The 15,430-nt window shown below is 46.3% G+C and carries 17 protein-coding genes; 9 read left to right on the top strand and 8 right to left on the bottom strand.

Annotated elements, in window-relative coordinates:
* Positions 1-12 precede the first annotated feature (12 nt).
* On the top strand, positions 13-252 hold the full coding sequence (locus RS891_RS11905) for a hypothetical protein (RefSeq protein WP_024630323.1): 240 nt from the start codon (positions 13-15) through the stop codon (positions 250-252).
* Positions 253-378: 126 nt separating this feature from the next.
* On the opposite strand, the gene RS891_RS11900 is transcribed toward RS891_RS11905, so the two are convergent.
* The 6 genes from RS891_RS11900 to RS891_RS11875 all read right to left on the bottom strand — a co-directional run bounded on the left by RS891_RS11900 (position 379) and on the right by RS891_RS11875 (position 5,592).
* Positions 379-531 (bottom strand): hypothetical protein, encoded by a 153-nt coding sequence (locus RS891_RS11900; RefSeq protein WP_162842451.1) that lies wholly within the window; start codon positions 529-531, stop codon positions 379-381.
* Positions 532-779: 248 nt separating this feature from the next.
* A complete protein-coding gene (locus RS891_RS11895; RefSeq protein WP_315795361.1) occupies positions 780-2,255 on the bottom strand; it encodes an aldehyde dehydrogenase family protein in 1,476 nt (491 codons plus the stop codon).
* Between the two features lie 167 nt (positions 2,256-2,422).
* Positions 2,423-2,962, bottom strand: coding sequence for a GNAT family N-acetyltransferase (locus tag RS891_RS11890; RefSeq protein WP_113052570.1), 540 nt, complete (start codon positions 2,960-2,962; stop codon positions 2,423-2,425).
* Positions 2,963-3,028: 66 nt separating this feature from the next.
* Positions 3,029-3,367: a L,D-transpeptidase gene (locus tag RS891_RS11885; RefSeq protein WP_079346840.1), complete on the bottom strand. Its 339-nt coding sequence runs from the start codon at positions 3,365-3,367 to the stop codon at positions 3,029-3,031.
* Positions 3,368-3,423: 56 nt separating this feature from the next.
* Positions 3,424-4,515, bottom strand: coding sequence for a ribosome small subunit-dependent GTPase A (gene rsgA / locus RS891_RS11880; RefSeq protein WP_315795360.1), 1,092 nt, complete (start codon positions 4,513-4,515; stop codon positions 3,424-3,426).
* 483 nt (positions 4,516-4,998) lie between these two features.
* Positions 4,999-5,592 carry a DUF2087 domain-containing protein gene (locus RS891_RS11875; protein ID WP_113052571.1) on the bottom strand — a complete coding sequence of 198 codons (594 nt, stop codon included), beginning with the start codon at positions 5,590-5,592 and terminating at the stop codon, positions 4,999-5,001.
* Between the two features lie 175 nt (positions 5,593-5,767).
* Between RS891_RS11875 and RS891_RS11870 the strand changes: the two genes are divergently transcribed.
* The 3 genes from RS891_RS11870 to RS891_RS11860 all read left to right on the top strand — a co-directional run bounded on the left by RS891_RS11870 (position 5,768) and on the right by RS891_RS11860 (position 7,916).
* Positions 5,768-6,766 carry a YpdA family putative bacillithiol disulfide reductase gene (locus tag RS891_RS11870; RefSeq protein ID WP_113052572.1) on the top strand — a complete coding sequence of 333 codons (999 nt, stop codon included), beginning with the start codon at positions 5,768-5,770 and terminating at the stop codon, positions 6,764-6,766.
* A 5-nt stretch (positions 6,767-6,771) separates the two neighbouring features.
* Positions 6,772-7,215, top strand: a complete 444-nt coding sequence (locus RS891_RS11865; RefSeq protein WP_076289566.1) for a DUF441 domain-containing protein — start codon at positions 6,772-6,774, stop codon at positions 7,213-7,215.
* A 185-nt stretch (positions 7,216-7,400) separates the two neighbouring features.
* A complete protein-coding gene (locus RS891_RS11860) occupies positions 7,401-7,916 on the top strand; it encodes a hypothetical protein (protein ID WP_063566333.1) in 516 nt (171 codons plus the stop codon).
* Between the two features lie 125 nt (positions 7,917-8,041).
* On the opposite strand, the gene RS891_RS11855 is transcribed toward RS891_RS11860, so the two are convergent.
* Both RS891_RS11855 and RS891_RS11850 read right to left on the bottom strand, forming a co-directional pair.
* Positions 8,042-8,491: an NUDIX domain-containing protein gene (locus tag RS891_RS11855; protein ID WP_181586519.1), complete on the bottom strand. Its 450-nt coding sequence runs from the start codon at positions 8,489-8,491 to the stop codon at positions 8,042-8,044.
* Positions 8,492-8,562: 71 nt separating this feature from the next.
* Positions 8,563-8,859 (bottom strand): HesB/YadR/YfhF family protein, encoded by a 297-nt coding sequence (locus RS891_RS11850; RefSeq protein WP_315795359.1) that lies wholly within the window; start codon positions 8,857-8,859, stop codon positions 8,563-8,565.
* A 531-nt stretch (positions 8,860-9,390) separates the two neighbouring features.
* Here RS891_RS11850 and RS891_RS11845 point away from each other — a divergent pair.
* The 5 genes from RS891_RS11845 to RS891_RS11825 all read left to right on the top strand — a co-directional run bounded on the left by RS891_RS11845 (position 9,391) and on the right by RS891_RS11825 (position 15,427).
* Positions 9,391-11,136 carry an ABC transporter ATP-binding protein gene (locus RS891_RS11845; RefSeq protein ID WP_315795358.1) on the top strand — a complete coding sequence of 582 codons (1,746 nt, stop codon included), beginning with the start codon at positions 9,391-9,393 and terminating at the stop codon, positions 11,134-11,136.
* Positions 11,137-11,148: 12 nt separating this feature from the next.
* Entirely contained in the window at positions 11,149-13,239 is a 2,091-nt protein-coding gene (locus RS891_RS11840; protein WP_315795357.1) for an ABC transporter ATP-binding protein, read from the top strand.
* A gap of 159 nt (positions 13,240-13,398) precedes the next feature.
* Positions 13,399-13,719: a transposase gene (locus tag RS891_RS11835; protein WP_315793342.1), complete on the top strand. Its 321-nt coding sequence runs from the start codon at positions 13,399-13,401 to the stop codon at positions 13,717-13,719.
* Complete coding sequence (locus tag RS891_RS11830; RefSeq protein ID WP_315796181.1) at positions 13,716-14,579, top strand: IS3 family transposase; 864 nt, start codon at positions 13,716-13,718, stop codon at positions 14,577-14,579. The genes RS891_RS11835 and RS891_RS11830 overlap by 4 nt, the downstream gene beginning before the upstream one ends.
* 164 nt (positions 14,580-14,743) lie before the next feature.
* Entirely contained in the window at positions 14,744-15,427 is a 684-nt protein-coding gene (locus tag RS891_RS11825; protein ID WP_315795356.1) for a TetR/AcrR family transcriptional regulator, read from the top strand.
* Positions 15,428-15,430: the final 3 nt, after the last annotated feature.

Genomic DNA, 15,430 nt, shown 5'->3' with positions numbered 1-15,430 from the left:
AGGTGATTTCTAGTGAGAACACTAATAACTTTTCAAAACAAATCAATCCCTGTATATTTTAATCAAGAAAACAAACAACCTGTGCAAAAGACACTACGATTGCTCAGCAGTGCCCTTGAGCATAAGATTAGCAATGGTAAACGTGCTTTACAGAAATGTCTGCAATCATTGATTAGTATTGAGATTGTCGGTGGTGAAGCCATTCTTCACAGCCGTAGCGAAAATGACTCCCTCGCCTTATCACTTTATTAAGATGAGTCAGTTGTTTAATTCAACATGGAAACTGCGAATTCATTCATTCGCGAACATAAGGAAAAGGAAGCTTGCCGCTAAGGACAAGCTTCCTTTTTTTGTGTACCAAATCTCTTATATCTATTTCTAATGCACTCGGCTGACGACATAGGCATTTTCGTGTTCTTCTTCCATCTCGGCCTTTTGGATTCGAATGACAAACAACCGAACCAGATTATCACGCGTATTTTCTTCCTGACAAGTATTAAGCTTTCTCAGAATGAAACGGTCAATGGACATGAAGTTCAGGCCCCTTTACCTATTGGATTTACGGATCTGTTCTGCCCGTGTATCCATAAATAACCAGATTACAGGTATACCAAACAGCTTGTTCACACTATTTCCTCGCCTGTTTTTCAAACGTGTAAAAACATGCAAAAGACCGCCACATCAAGCTTGAGGCGGACTCTGCGCAATTTTTGTCACTCTTTCTCGAACCCTAGCTGATTATAAAACAAAGTATTATCCAATCCATGTTCTCTGTCGAATTATTGAACTCCAGGATATTCCCGATATTGATGCTGAATGCTGATCCAGCGAGTCCGTGTGAACTTCTCAATCGCCCAATCGCCGCCGAAACGGCCAATTCCCGATGATTTCTCACCACCAAACATCACATGCGCCTCATCGTTCACAGATTGATCATTTACATGCACCATGCCTGATTCAATCTGTTGGGCAACTTGATACCCTCTCTCGAGATTTCCGGTGAATACGGAGCCGCTCAATCCATAAGGCGTATCGTTCGCCAAACGCACGGCCTCCTGCTCATCCTGTGCTTTCATTAATATCGCGACAGGTCCAAACAGTTCCTGTTGCACAATATGCTGCTCCGGTTTCACGTCTGCGAGTACGGTGGGCTCCAGCACACTGCCTTTGCTCGTTCCACCCAGCAGCAATCTTGCTCCTTCCGCCTTGGCTCCCTTAATCAAGTCCATCAGGCGCTCCACTTCCTTCTCACGAATGAGCGGACCTACCAGCGTTTGGGAATCCGAAGGATCACCAGCTTGAATTTTTTTCGTTTTGGCGACAAAGGACTCCACAAACTTATCGTAAATATCAGCATGCACAATAATACGATTAAGTGCCATACAGATCTGCCCCTGATGCAGAAATTTACCGAACACCGCAGATTCTGCAGCACGTTCAATATCCGCATCTTCCAGGACAACCATCGCATTGTTGCCACCAAGTTCAAGCGCAGTTTCTTTCAGATGCTCACCCGCCAGTTTGCCGATGCCCCGCCCCACCTCTGTGGAGCCTGTAAAGGAAATGATTTTGGGAACCGGATGCGCTACAAAATAATCCCCAATCTCACTCCCGCTCCCAGCTACCACATTCAGTACACCTTCAGGCAATCCAGCCTGCTCGAACAAATCCGCAATAAGCCAGCCTGCTGTAATCGGTGTGTCAGAAGCAGGCTTAATAACGACTCCATTACCCAAAGCAATAGCCGGAGCTACGGAACGCAGACACAGGTGTAACGGAAAATTCCAAGGGCCAATAACGCCGATAACTCCTTTGGGCTCCCGCACAACACGATTTTCTTTCCCTTGTGTATTTGAAGGCAGAATCTCCCCCTTCATCCGATAAGGGAACGAAGCAGCTTCATCCACAATCCGTTTCGCAGAAGCAAACTCTGCCTCGGCCTTGATGCGTGTGCTCCCGGATTCTGTAATCAGCAGTTTTACAATTTCCTCTTTGCGCTCTACCATTAGAACCGAAACTTTGCGGAGTACACCTTCTTTTACCCCTGGCAAGGATTGTTTCCATTCCATTGAACTCTTTTGAGCCGCCTCATATGCTCGATCTATATCTTCCTTGTTCGAGGATCGCCAGGTTGCGATGACCTCTCCCGTGTACGGATTTTTATTTTCGACTATCTTCTCGCCGGAGCCTTCTACCCATTCGCCATTAATAAATTGTTTCGTCCATGTTGTAAGTTCTGTCTCCATTAAAGTCATCTGAATAACGCCTCCCAAACAAGATTGAATATCTCACCTCAATACAGTGTAGTAGTTCATTAACCTTGTTAAGGATTGCGCAAACGTGAAGAACAGCTGAATCCTTTCATCCTCAGATGAGAAAATGCTCCTCGATGCCTAACACATTCAGCCAAATTTGCATTTATTCAACTATCGGGAACTGTCTTTTCTCCAAAAAGAGTCAAGTCCTCCCAACCATAAGCAACCTCTAATAGATCTTGACCGCCTATACGGATATACTGTGTTTGGACAGGGATCCCGCCCATTTTTTCATAGAAACGACAGGCTGAATTTTGCTCCAGTGCCCAGATCAACAAGTTCCTCATGTCCAGGGATTGGAGATAACGAACGACGTGTTTCACCAGCTGCTGGCCAATACCCGTTTGTTGCACTTCTTTCAGTAAATAAATAGCATACAACTCAGCATCGTAAGGCAACTTGCCTTCACGTTCCTTTCCACCGCAGGCAAATCCGACAATTTCCCCATCTTCCTGCTCAGCCACCACCAGAATCTGATCCTTTTCGCCAGAACGGATATTTCGTTCCCATTGGGACAATCTTGATTCCGTAGTCAGATTGTCCAAAAAATCATCCGGCACGATCCCTCGATATGTTGTCTTCCAACTCTCTGTATGTACATGAGCTACGGCTTCCGCATCCCCTTCACGCGCTGGTCTGATTTGCATGTTATTACTCCCTTTCTCTCGGCCACGCCGTGACTTTACAATCGCCTTCTTCAGATAAATCCGGCCCTAGGGCCGGATCGTTACTTGTGTGCCCACTGACACTTTGGATGACAGGTCCAGCACATCCGAGTTATACATGCGTATGCATCCATGAGAAACGGACTTGCCAATGGATGAAGGATCATTGGTTCCATGGATCCCATAATGCGGCGCCGACAACCCCATCCAAAGAACACCAAATGGCCCTCCAGGATTCTCTTGTTTGTTAATAATCGTAAACACGCCGTTAGGCGTCTGCGTGAGCATCTTGCCTATAGCGACAGGATAGCCTTTAACCACTTGTGAGCCATCCAAAAGATATAACATATGATCGGACAGGTCTACGATGATGCTGTAATCTGGCATGATGACATCCCTCCTGACCTATCCTATGCATGATATAGAGGGATGCCCACCTGGTCTCAGGCTTCTTCCCAGTCTTTTGTACTGCGGACATGTTTCGGTTTGCGGGAACTGACGGGTTTGCTTGAAGCGGTCCGTCGTTTGGATGCGGTCTCTTCCTTGCGCTGCTGAAATTTCAGTTCCTTTTGCATTTTCAAGTAGTTGCCCAGCCTTTTTTCATCCAACGAACCTTCCTGAATAGCCTCCTTCACGGCGCAACCGGCTTCCCGGGTATGCGTGCAATCCTGAAACCTGCATTCCATTGCAAGCTGCTCAATTTCACCAAAGGCATGTGACAAACCATCCTGACCTTCATCCCACAGATTGAGTTCACGCATTCCGGGCGTGTCAATTAATACCGCTCCCTGCGGCAGTACAAATATTTCCCGATGAGTGGTCGTATGTCGTCCACGGCTGTCGTCCTCCCGAACGGCCTGCGTGAGCTGTACACTCTCGCCCATCATCCAGTTGACGAGGGTAGACTTGCCACTACCAGAAGAACCCGTCAAGGCAACCGTTGTGCCTGGAGACAGAAATTTTTCAAGTAAAGATTTGCCCTGATCCTGAACAGCCGAAATTGCCAACACTTCAATCCCAGGGGCGATGCCTTCCACCAGCGAAATTTGTTCTTCCACATTCTCGCTCAGATCACTTTTGCTTAGAATGATGACAGGTCTGACTCCACCATTCCAGGCCATCATAATGTATCTTTCAAGCCGTCTCAGATTAAAATCATGATTAAGAGCGGCAACAATCAGCAATGTATCCACATTCGCTGCAATCAATTGCTCTTTGGTCACTGGACCAGCGGCTTGTCTGGATACCCTGCTCTGACGTGGCACAATGCTGTGAATGATGGCTTCTTCTCCAGCTTGCCCAGTAACGGCCACCCAATCCCCAACGGCTGGTACAATGCCCGTCTCCTCATTATCATGACGCATCCGTCCGGATACCCGCCCCCAGCATTCTCCCTCAGCCGTAATCAGGCGAAGCAATTGCCCGTGATCTGCAATAATTCTTGCTGGTTTTCTTAATTGTTCTTCCATACCCGTCTGCTGCCACAACTCCTGCCATTTTGCAGACCAGCCGTACTTCTCCATCGTGTTATTCAAAATAAAAATTCCTCCCGATAAATGGTTTGTTATCCTTCATTGACATTGACAACAATCAACAACGAACGCTCCGGTCCGGCATCAAAACCAAATAAACCACGAGCAGCACTGCACCCGCGGCAATAAGAAGTTAGCCGAATGGACAATTGTTTTTATGGCATTCATATCAGACGCATCATTACGACAATCCGATACTCGTTATCCAGAAACAACCCATTTTCGACATACAAAAAGCCACGGGTACGTCACCCGTGGCTTCATCTGTGCATGTTATTCGATGTTACGTACATATGGACAATATTGCGAACAATACTGCCCAACTGCCGTAAAATTACATGCCTTGATCCGTTCCGGAGACGCTGTTCATATTCAAATTAACGTATACTGCCATTAGATTTGTCATTTAACATCGCCTCCCTTGTAGAATTATCCATCATGTTACACAGCTTCAACCGCTTTTGTCAAGTCTAATTATTTTTTCACTTACTTTACTTGATCCCAGCGTGTCCACATCTCCTTCGGATTCAGTTCATAGATCCCATCTTCCCGGTACATGAACTGGTGCATAATAAACTCCCGACGAATGGTGGCAAAATCCTCATGATAGTTTTGAATAAATGTATTGATCTCTTTCTCCGTATATTTCCGTCCAAATTCAAGCTGCTCTACCAAATAACCCAGTACAATCAGCTTTTTCTTATATTGAGCCGGGATCTGACGCAATCGTCCATCCTTTGAGAAGAAATTCCGCATTACGGATGCCTTCAGCGTTTCATTCACATCACTCATATCGGCAACCTCCTCTTGTCTAAAAATAAAATCAACTGAAGCTTGCGCGTGCTCCCTGATAAAATAGGGATTGAGCGAGAAAAACACTGTATTTTTCTCTCTGCGTTCCTTGATTAGCGCCGCTTCTCTTAGTTTGGATGCATGATGTGTAACGGTTGGCTGAGACAAGTTAAGTTTCTCGGCAAGCGCTTGACCATGAAGTTCTCCCTGAGATAACAGCAACAGCATCCGAAGCCGGGTTGGATCAGCCAGGGCTTTATGGTAAGCCACGATCTTCTCCAGTTGCATTTCGCTCAACTCACTTTCGTTTAGATAATCATCTAATTTGATATTAGTCTTTTCCCTCTTCTAAGTCAATTCCCCAGTTCAGGATCATTTCTTTACGTTCTTCTCCTTCCTGAACTGGCATTAAACCCATATTTACGGTAGGATTATAGTGTTTGAAATAAGGAGGATTAAGAACATGGAAGATGTCATTATTATCGGCGGAGGCCCATGCGGTCTATCTGCTGCCATTGAATGTGAGCGGCTGGGACTGTCCGCTGTAATTGTTGAGAAGTACAATATCGTCCAATCTATTTATCTGTATCCAACCCATATGCAGTTTTTTAGTACAGCGGAATTACTTGAAATTGGGAATGTTCCGTTCAGCACTCCGAACGACAAACCTTTTCGTTACGAGGCACTCGCCTATTATCGCAAGGTAGCCGAACATTTCGGCCTGCGTGTTCATAACTATGAGGAAGCCCAAGAAATCAAACGCAAAGACGATGGCACGTTCGAGGTACATACGGTCAATCGGCGTGGGCAGGAAATCGTTCATGAAGGACGAAATGTCGTTGTTGCTACAGGTTATTTTGACCACCCTAACTATCTTGGCATTCCCGGAGAAGACAAAGATAAAGTCACTCATTATTTCCGTGAAGCTCATCCTTACACACGCACACGTGTGGCCATTATTGGAGGCAGTAATTCAGCTGTCGATGCTGCGATGGAACTGGTTCGTGTCGGTGCTCATATTGACATGGTTTATCGTGGGAGTGGTGTTTCGGAACATATTAAACCATGGGTTCGGCCATTGTTCGAAAGCATGGTACAAAAAGGCAAAATTTCACTTCACCTTGGCTCATGTGTAAATGAAATTTTGGACGATTCCATTCGTTTGCTGCATTCTGATGGATCCACAAGTGAACTCGACAATGACTTTGTGCTGGCCTTGACTGGTTTCCGTCCTGACCGCAAACTGCTTTCTTCCGTAGGTGTGGAGATGTCTGAGGATATGGATAAACCGGTATATGACCCACAGACAATGGAGAGCAGCGTACCAGGCATATACGTTGGTGGAGTAATCGCTTCAGGCCGCAATGCCAATGAAGTGTTTATTGAATCCGGGCGCTGGCATGGAAGATATATTGCAGAACATATCGTTGGTCGGCATAGCGGGCAGACCGAAGGGGAATGAAATCGATGGATATGACCTCACTGCTGTTGCTCGTGTTTGCCGCGCTAGGTATTATCAGCAGTAATACACCCGTAACCGTAGCCATGGTATTTCTGTTGTTGCTGCGGGTGCTGAACCTTAATCAGGCTTTTCCGTGGCTGGAAAAGTACGGACTTACGATCGGTATCATCGTCCTTACCATTGGTGTTATGGCACCTCTCGCCAGCGGCAAGATCAGTTTGCAGACGATTGGAGAGTCTTTTCTGCACTGGAAATCGCTGCTCGCCATTGGTGTGGGATTACTTGTCGCCCACCTGGGAGGCCGAGGAGCTACGCTGATGAGTACACAGCCTACCGTCGTTGCCGGGCTGCTTATTGGAACTGTGCTTGGGGTTGCCTTGTTCAAGGGTGTACCGGTTGGTCCCCTGATTGCAGCAGGAATTTTATCCTTACTGCTTGGAAAATCATGATCAAAGTTGGGACTTGACATCCTTCAGCGGACTGGCTGTTTTTCCCACCGTTGTATGATATACTTCTATTCATGCAACTCAAGCACCCAAGTCCATAGCAGAGAAATCAATTTGATGATCCATCATACAAAAGAAAATTGATTCAACTCGCAACTATTAATGGCCGCAGGAGGATTCAGGAACCCATGTCACGTCAGTTTGTTACAGAAGCCGTGATGGTGGCAATTTACGGTCAATTACTCGCGCCGCCGGCGCCTGTTGAATATATTGTTCCTTACACCACCATCCTGGAATTATATGAATTTCAGACCAGCCCTGACCCTTTGATGGATAATCCGGCGGATGACCAGCATGTGAAATCCAAGATTAATGAAATGATTTCTTATTTTGAAGAACCGTTGAATAAGAAAAAAATAGAGCGCGCCCTGGCTGTTCCCTGGGCCAAAAGTCCATCCATTTTGTTTGGTGACCAGGTCTCCATCGCCATTATTAATGCAGTTGATACCGCACAATATGGTGAATATTTTGATCCCATTGAGACCGAACTGCTTCTAACTTCACAGCGACTGGATACCCCCATACTTACCGATCAGGTCGAATTGATCGCTCGCATTATTGAATCGGCATCACCTGTGCAGGTCTTCGATATTGACGATTTTGATTTTGCGATGGATGATGAAGAACCGCTTGATCAAGTCTAGGTATGTCGGGAGCCAGCTGATACACAAGAATGATCATCGTACTCATGGATATTAGTCCATAGATTACGGATTGCCACAACAAAGAAGAAGCCTTCCCAGCGGGAAAGGCTTCTTCTTTGTTCCGTTTATTCTATTTCGGAAGACCTCAACAGCAAGCGGCTCAAATCATTGAGCCTGGGCAATGATTTGAGATCAAAAAACTTCAGCCCGGCTTCGCTATTTACTCGTGATTCTACGAGCGTATCCTGAACAATTTGTGTCCTGAACATGGCAATGACAAAATATTCTTCATCCCCACTGGCATGCAAATGTCTCAGATTCGGACCGGAATGCAAACCTTCAAGTATCATATGATTGGTGGTCCACCCCGTCTCTTCCCACAGTTCCCTGTGCGCGGTGTCCTCAATGGCTTCTCCCGGGCGCATCTGTCCCGCAGGAATACGCCAATGTCCGTGTTCAGCATGCTGGATCAGCAATAATTCACCTTGTTCATTCTCGGCCCGAACCGCCGCCTTAACAACAATATGAGAGCGATTCGCGATATACTGGGCCAAATCTCGGGCTGGCGGATTCATGTCGTATCTCCTCCTGTTCGAAAATCGGTGCGACCGGTGATGAGCCATTCTATATGCGCAGAGATATTACGTTAAATCTCGGTGTAGCGATATTCGATATCCTGTCCTTCTTCAACAACATCTACATGAAGTTGATGACCTTTCAGATACCAGTAATCATGATCTTCCATAAAAAATTGAATACCCGATACCTTCGTTTGATCAGCAGGATGTCTCGGTTCCTCCACGGCGATTCCGAGGGAGAAGCCAGGATGAAGACCTCCGCCGGAGCTATAAAGGGCGAAGAATCGAATGCTGTCTCCTTCGTTCAAATTCAGTTCTTCCTTATACCAGCGAGCAGCGCGGTCAGATACATGTATGGTACTCATTTGGTGTCAGCTCCTTCTCTATATATATGTTCCATCATATCGCTACAATGGCCTGATTACAAACCTCAACCACCCCAAATGCGCAAAAAAAGTTCATTCTCTTGTCATAATTCCATCACACTGCGCTGCATCTTCTGTTTTGGAAAAACGTTTGACAGATTATAAAAGTCGGTGTTAAGATGCAAACATACGAGATCCACATGCAATTTATTACCAAAAAAGAAAGGGTGGTTACGGTGTTTAACAATGACGATCTACATCAATTTAGCATACAACTAAATACCGGAGCACCCATGAAATCGTTATTCCGTTCATAAGACCGCATCACAGAAGCCTCTAAACAGGTTTGCTGTTTTGTACTCTCACAATTGAACTTTATCTACGGTGGTGGCTCTGCTCTCGGAGCCATGCTGCCGTATGAATGATACCCAAGACATACCGCCTGCGTGCGGTATGTCTTTTTTTGTGGGCTCAAATGGCAAAACATGAACGGAACATGTATTTCACGAACTTGAAAGGAAGGGATACCACTTGTTCTCTGTACTTAAAAATCTGGCCTGGTTTTTCCGGCTGGAACGCAAACGATACCTCATTGGTGTCACCTTGCTTATTATGGTGGGCATCATTGAACTGCTGCCACCTCGTCTTCTGGGCAATGCCATTGACGAGATTGTACGCGGTTCCATCACCGGCGCCTCACTTACACGTTACATTTTACTTATTCTAGGATCGGTCATCATTATCTACCTGACAACGTACATATGGATGCACAAACTGTTTGGCGGTGCCAATCTGGTTGAACGCTTGCTGCGGTCACGCTTTATGGACCATTTGCTGCGGATGACCCCGCCCTTTTTTGAGAAAAACAGAACCGGCGATCTGATGGCACGAGCCACGAATGATCTTCGTTCCATTGCCACCACAGCAGGCTTCGGCATGCTGACGTTAACCGACTCCACTGCTTTTCTGGCAACCGTATTATTCGCCATGGGTTTTCTGGTTAGCTGGAAACTGACCCTGGCCGCAATTCTGCCACTGCCTTTTATCGCCATCGCCATGATGATCTATGGTAAAGCTGTCCATCAACGATACACATTGGCACAGGATGCATTCGGGGATATGAACGATCAGGTGCTTGAGTCTATTGCCGGCATTCGAGTCGTGCGTGCCTATGTTCAGGAACGTCTGGACGAGAAAAGGTTCGCGGATGTCACCGAAGATGTGTACCGCAAAAATCTGGCCGTTGCCAAGATGGATGCACTGTTCGAACCTACCATCCGGTTATGTGTCGGACTCAGTTATGTGATTGCACTTGCCTACGGCATTTATCTTGTTTTTCATAATGAAATTACCCTAGGTGATCTCGTATCGTTCAATATGTACCTGGGGATGATGATCTGGCCAATGTTCGCGATTGGTGAATTAATTAACCTGATGCAGCGTGGTAGTGCCTCACTCGATCGTGTTAACGAGACGCTATCTGTAGAACCTGCCGTAAAAGATGTTGAACAGCCTGCTCATATTTCTAATCCGGAAGAAATCGCCATGCAGGATGTTACCTTCCGTTATCCTAGTTCTACTATAGACAATCTCAGTCATGTCAGCTTTTCACTTCGACGCGGGCAGACACTGGGTATCGTGGGACGCACAGGTAGCGGCAAGTCCACCCTGCTCAAACAATTGCTTCATGAATACCCGGCCGGATCGGGTAAGTTAAGCATCTCGGGTCATCCGATTCAGGATATCGCCAAAGATGACCTGCACAGCTGGATTGGATATGTTCCACAGGAACAGGTGCTGTTCTCCAAATCAGTCCGTCAGAACATTCAATTCGGTAAGCCGGGGGCTGATGATAATGTAATTATGGAAGCGATTCGCACCGCAGCCTTTGACGGAGATCTGGGCACTTTATCCGATGGTCTGGACACACTCGTTGGTGAAAAAGGAATTGCGCTGTCCGGTGGACAGAAACAGCGTGTATCGCTGGCGCGTGCCTTTATCGCCGATCCGGACATTTTGATTTTGGATGATGCTTTATCCGCCGTCGATGCAAGAACCGAAGCCAAAATTATCGAAAATATACGCAACAAGCGCTCAGGGAAAACAACGCTGATCTCGACTCACCGTCTGTCCGCTATTGAACACGCTGACCGAATCATCGTACTGGAGCACGGGAAAATAACGGAAGAAGGAACCCATCAGGAACTGCTTGCTATGAACGGCTGGTACCGTGAACAGTATGAACGGCAGCAGGTGGAGTCTAATTTGTCCACGTAGGAGGTCAACGCTTTGAAGTCTAATACAGGCAAACGGCTGCTTCAATACGCCCTAAAAGCCAAAGGTACGTTTATTGCCGCTTTAATTATGCTTACGATTGGAGTTGCGGCCGAGCTTGCCGGCCCTTTCATCGCTAAGTCCATGATTGACAATCATTTGCTCGCCATTGAGCAGCCTTTCTATGAGACTACTGCTTCTAGCGAAGCGGCGGTCTATAATGGAAAGAACTACAAACGTGACGGCCGGTTTGAACCGGATGAAACGAAAGGTACCGAGGTACGCATACTGCAAGCCGGGAAAAGTTTTTATTTTGTGAATGAACCTGTTAGTGCCCCCGATGGGGATCGAACCTATGCGGACGGAACACTGACGGTTACACGCGCTGGTGAAGTAACGGGTCAATATGCGGCGGTGCCTTTATCCGCTGGTGAACTCTTTGCCTTCTACAAACCGGAAATGCCAAGCATCTATCAACTGATTGTGTATTACATGATCTTCCTTGTCATCTCAGTCATTATGGAGTTTGGCAAAACATACTGGCTGCAATCATCTGCCAACAAAGTCATCCAAAAACTTCGTAACGATGTGTATGCACACATCCAGCGATTGCCCGTACACTTTTTCGACAACCTGCCCGCCGGGAAAGTGGTCTCTCGGGTCACCAACGATACCGAAGCCGTCAAGGATCTGTTCGTTGCGGTTCTGTCGAACTTTTTCTCAGGCATCATTACGATCACGGGAGTGTACGTTGCGCTCTTCCTGCTGGATTTCCGCCTCGGATTGATCTCGCTGTTCGTTGTGCCGATGCTGGTTCTGTGGATTGTGCTTTATCGTAAAATCGCTACTCGTTACAATACAATTATACGTTCACGCCTGAGCGAGATTAATGCGATAATTAACGAGTCCATTCAGGGGATGTCCATTATCCGGGTATTCCGTCATCAGAAGCAGACCAAGCAGGAATTCGAAGATCTGAATGATGATTATATGAAACACCAGAACAAAATGCTCAATCTGAACGCTTTCACCTCACACAATCTGGTTAACGTCCTGCGGAATATGGCTTTTGCGGTCGTACTGTGGTACTTCGGCTCTAGTGTGCTGGACGGCACGAGTATCATCTCGCTGGGTGTACTGTATGCATTCGTTGACGTTCTCGGACGTTTGTTCCAGCCAATTACAGGTATGGTGAACCAACTCGCGAACCTGGACTCCTCTATGGTATCTGCGGGACGTGTCTTTGAACTGATGGATGAGAAAGGTGAATCGGTAACCGATGGCTCGATGCCGAGGTACAAAGGAAATGTTGTGTTTGACGATGTATCTTTTGCCTATAAAAAAGATTATGTGCTAAACAACATCTCGTTCAAAGCCTCGCAAGGTCAAACGGTTGCCTTGGTGGGCCATACCGGTTCCGGTAAAAGCTCGATCATCAACCTGCTGTTCCGGTTCTATGATCCACAGAAAGGCAAGATCACGATTGACGGTCAGAACGTGAAGGATCTGCCTAAACAGTGGATTCGCGAACATATGGGCATTGTACTGCAAGATCCGTACCTATTCACGGGTACCGTTGCTTCCAATGTGAGTCTCGGGGATGAGCAGATTACTCGTGCACAGATTGAACAGGCGCTGCGCGATGTAGGTGCTGAGCGAATTCTCGCGCATCTACCGCAAGGATTCGACGAGCCGGTTATCGAAAAAGGAAGCACATTATCTGCCGGACAACGGCAATTGATCTCCTTTGCTCGTGCACTGGCATTCGATCCAGCCATTCTGATTCTCGATGAAGCTACGGCGAATATTGATACCGAAACGGAAGCATTAATTCAAAATGCGCTCGAAGTCCTCAAAAAAGGACGGACCACTTTCATCATCGCCCACCGTCTGTCCACCATTCGTTCAGCCGACCAGATTCTGGTCCTGCATCGCGGACGGATCGTTGAACAAGGTGCACATGATGAATTGATGGAACTTAAAGGTCGCTATTATCAGATGTATCAGCTACAGCAAGGTGCTCAAACAGCACCGGATACGAATGGAAACAACCCACTGGGCGAGGCGATTCGAACCACTTCCTCCTTTGCTGGAGGCGGCGTGTAAGTAAACCGGGAATAAATGCAAATATACTTCAACAACCAACCGATATGCCCGCTGACCTCTTAGTCTGTAGGCATATGGTATTATCCCCTTTAAGTAGACACTTAAAAAAACCTTCATGTTATCATGAGGGTTCAAGTGACACTTGGAGGGGATATTTTTATGGCCAAAAAAGGACAAACATTTCAGACGTATACCGAAGAGTTTAAATTGAATGCAGTTAGATCCTATGTCGAAGGTTCTTCAAGTTACAAAGTGGTCGCTGATCGCGAAGGAATTCGAAACTGTTCACAACTGAAGGTGTGGGTAAAAAAATGGAAAAACGGGGAAGTGTTTGATGAGCGAAAAAACAATGTTCCGAATCCAATGAAAGGACGTCCTCGTACTGCCTTTAGCAGTGTAGAAGAAGAACGGGATTACCTTCAAGCACAGGTGGATTATTTAAAAAAGCGGTATCCAAATCTAGTAAAGGAGAAGCGCTGAGCCAACGGGAGAACTACGATATCATAGACGAATTGCGCTGCTCGCATGGCATTACACGCCTATTATCGATTACAGGAATACCCCGTTCCAGTTACTACAAATGGCGAGCAACACAGCCGCAGCGAGACGCAAGACAAGACCGTGAGCGTGAGATCAAAGAACACATGATGGCTATTCATTTTGCAAACCGAGAGTTTGGTTATCCTCGCATGACAACGGCGTTGTGGGAGGCTGGTCTGAACGTTAATCACAAGAAAGTATGGCGAATCATGCGGGAACTATCGATCCAATCGGTAATTCGTAAGAAGCGGAAGAAGTCCAGCTATACGCCATCTGTGATTTATCCGAATCGCCTGAAGCGCCAGTTTCATGCGACAGCACCCCAGCAAAAAATGGTGACGGATATTACCTATATTCCGAATGGAAGTACATTTGTTTACCTGTCCGTGATTCAAGACCTGTTCAACAATGAGATTGTAGCTTGGCAGTTGTCTAAACGGAACGATGTTCAGCTCGTATTGGATACGGTGGAACAATGGACACAAAAAAGAGACGTTTCAGAAGCCGTGCTCCATTCGGATCAGGGCTTCCAATACACGTCTCAGGCGTACAACACACGATTAGAAGCATTCGGCGTGAAGGGCAGCCACTCTCGCAAAGCAACCTGCCTAGATAACGCATGCATCGAATCCTTCTTTTCGCATCTCAAGACAGAGAAGCTGTACCTTAACCAGTGTAATTCAGAAGTAGAGATTCGACAAGCCGTGGAAGATTATATGTACAATTACAACTACCGACGCTTTCAAGCCAAACTCAAACAGCGCGCACCGATTGAATATCGATGCGCACTGGCAGCATAGCTTTTTTTATCTGTCTACTTGACAGGGGTAAGACCACATATCGGTTTTTTATTTTTAGACTTCTTTCGTGTATTCACTCCTTTTGATCCTCTCTTATTGACAATGGAAACATCTTCCTGTATTATACATACCGACGGTCGGTATTTAAATATAAGGAGGTTATTATGCCTAGAAATAAGCATCCTGAACAGACGTTACAGCAGATTCTGAACGTCGCTGCGCAGTTGTTCACAGAAAAAGGATTTGAAAAAACAAGTATCCAGGACATCATTGTTGCCCTCGGCATGTCCAAGGGAGCTGTGTATCATCACTTTAGATCCAAAGAGGAAATACTGGACGCAGTCATGGAACAACAGTTCAACTATTCCACTCAGATGCTGGATCAATTAGTTACAAATACAAGGACCACACCAGCACGAGAGAAATTAGTTCAGATTTTGGAGTATGTCGTTTCTGATCAACAGGCCCATTCCCTGGATCACGTACTTCGAACCCAGATCAAAAATCCAGTGTTCATTGTACGAGGGATTCAACAGGCTGTGCGGATTGATGCCCCGGTGATTGCAGCGATTTTGCGTGAAGGCATTACAGATGGATCTATTCATACCGAAGATCCCGAAGCTTGTGCAGAAGTATTCATGATGCTGGTCAATATATGGATTAATCCAACACTATTCGGCCGCAATTCGAGCCAAACAAAGCAACGTCTTTATTTTTTACAGCGGTTGATGAACATGCTTGGTGCCAATATTGTGAGTGAATCACTAATTGAACGTATTCTAGACCAACATGCTGCGATGGATGCTTATCCTATTCTGGATGAAGACGATGACAGAAATGAGGGATAACCA

The sequence above is a fragment of the Paenibacillus sp. BIC5C1 genome (assembly GCF_032399705.1).
In the GTDB taxonomy this organism is placed as follows: domain Bacteria; phylum Bacillota; class Bacilli; order Paenibacillales; family Paenibacillaceae; genus Paenibacillus; species Paenibacillus taichungensis_A.
This window is presented reverse-complemented; position numbering and strand designations above follow the sequence as displayed.

Bases quoted from the DNA above. Each gene is read 5' to 3' on its own strand.
- RS891_RS11900 (WP_162842451.1), bottom strand. From the start codon at position 531: ATGTCCATTGACCGTTTCATTCTGAGAAAGCTTAATACTTGTCAGGAA.
- RS891_RS11895 (WP_315795361.1), bottom strand. From the start codon at position 2,255: ATGACTTTAATGGAGACAGAACTTACAACATGGACGAAACAATTTATT.
- RS891_RS11890 (WP_113052570.1), bottom strand. From the start codon at position 2,962: ATGCAAATCAGACCAGCGCGTGAAGGGGATGCGGAAGCCGTAGCTCAT.
- RS891_RS11885 (WP_079346840.1), bottom strand. From the start codon at position 3,367: ATGCCAGATTACAGCATCATCGTAGACCTGTCCGATCATATGTTATAT.
- RS891_RS11875 (WP_113052571.1), bottom strand. From the start codon at position 5,592: ATGCAACTGGAGAAGATCGTGGCTTACCATAAAGCCCTGGCTGATCCA.
- RS891_RS11870 (WP_113052572.1), top strand. From the start codon at position 5,768: ATGGAAGATGTCATTATTATCGGCGGAGGCCCATGCGGTCTATCTGCT.
- RS891_RS11865 (WP_076289566.1), top strand. From the start codon at position 6,772: ATGGATATGACCTCACTGCTGTTGCTCGTGTTTGCCGCGCTAGGTATT.
- RS891_RS11860 (WP_063566333.1), top strand. From the start codon at position 7,401: ATGTCACGTCAGTTTGTTACAGAAGCCGTGATGGTGGCAATTTACGGT.
- RS891_RS11855 (WP_181586519.1), bottom strand. From the start codon at position 8,491: ATGAATCCGCCAGCCCGAGATTTGGCCCAGTATATCGCGAATCGCTCT.
- RS891_RS11850 (WP_315795359.1), bottom strand. From the start codon at position 8,859: ATGAGTACCATACATGTATCTGACCGCGCTGCTCGCTGGTATAAGGAA.
- RS891_RS11835 (WP_315793342.1), top strand. From the start codon at position 13,399: ATGGCCAAAAAAGGACAAACATTTCAGACGTATACCGAAGAGTTTAAA.
- RS891_RS11825 (WP_315795356.1), top strand. From the start codon at position 14,744: ATGCCTAGAAATAAGCATCCTGAACAGACGTTACAGCAGATTCTGAAC.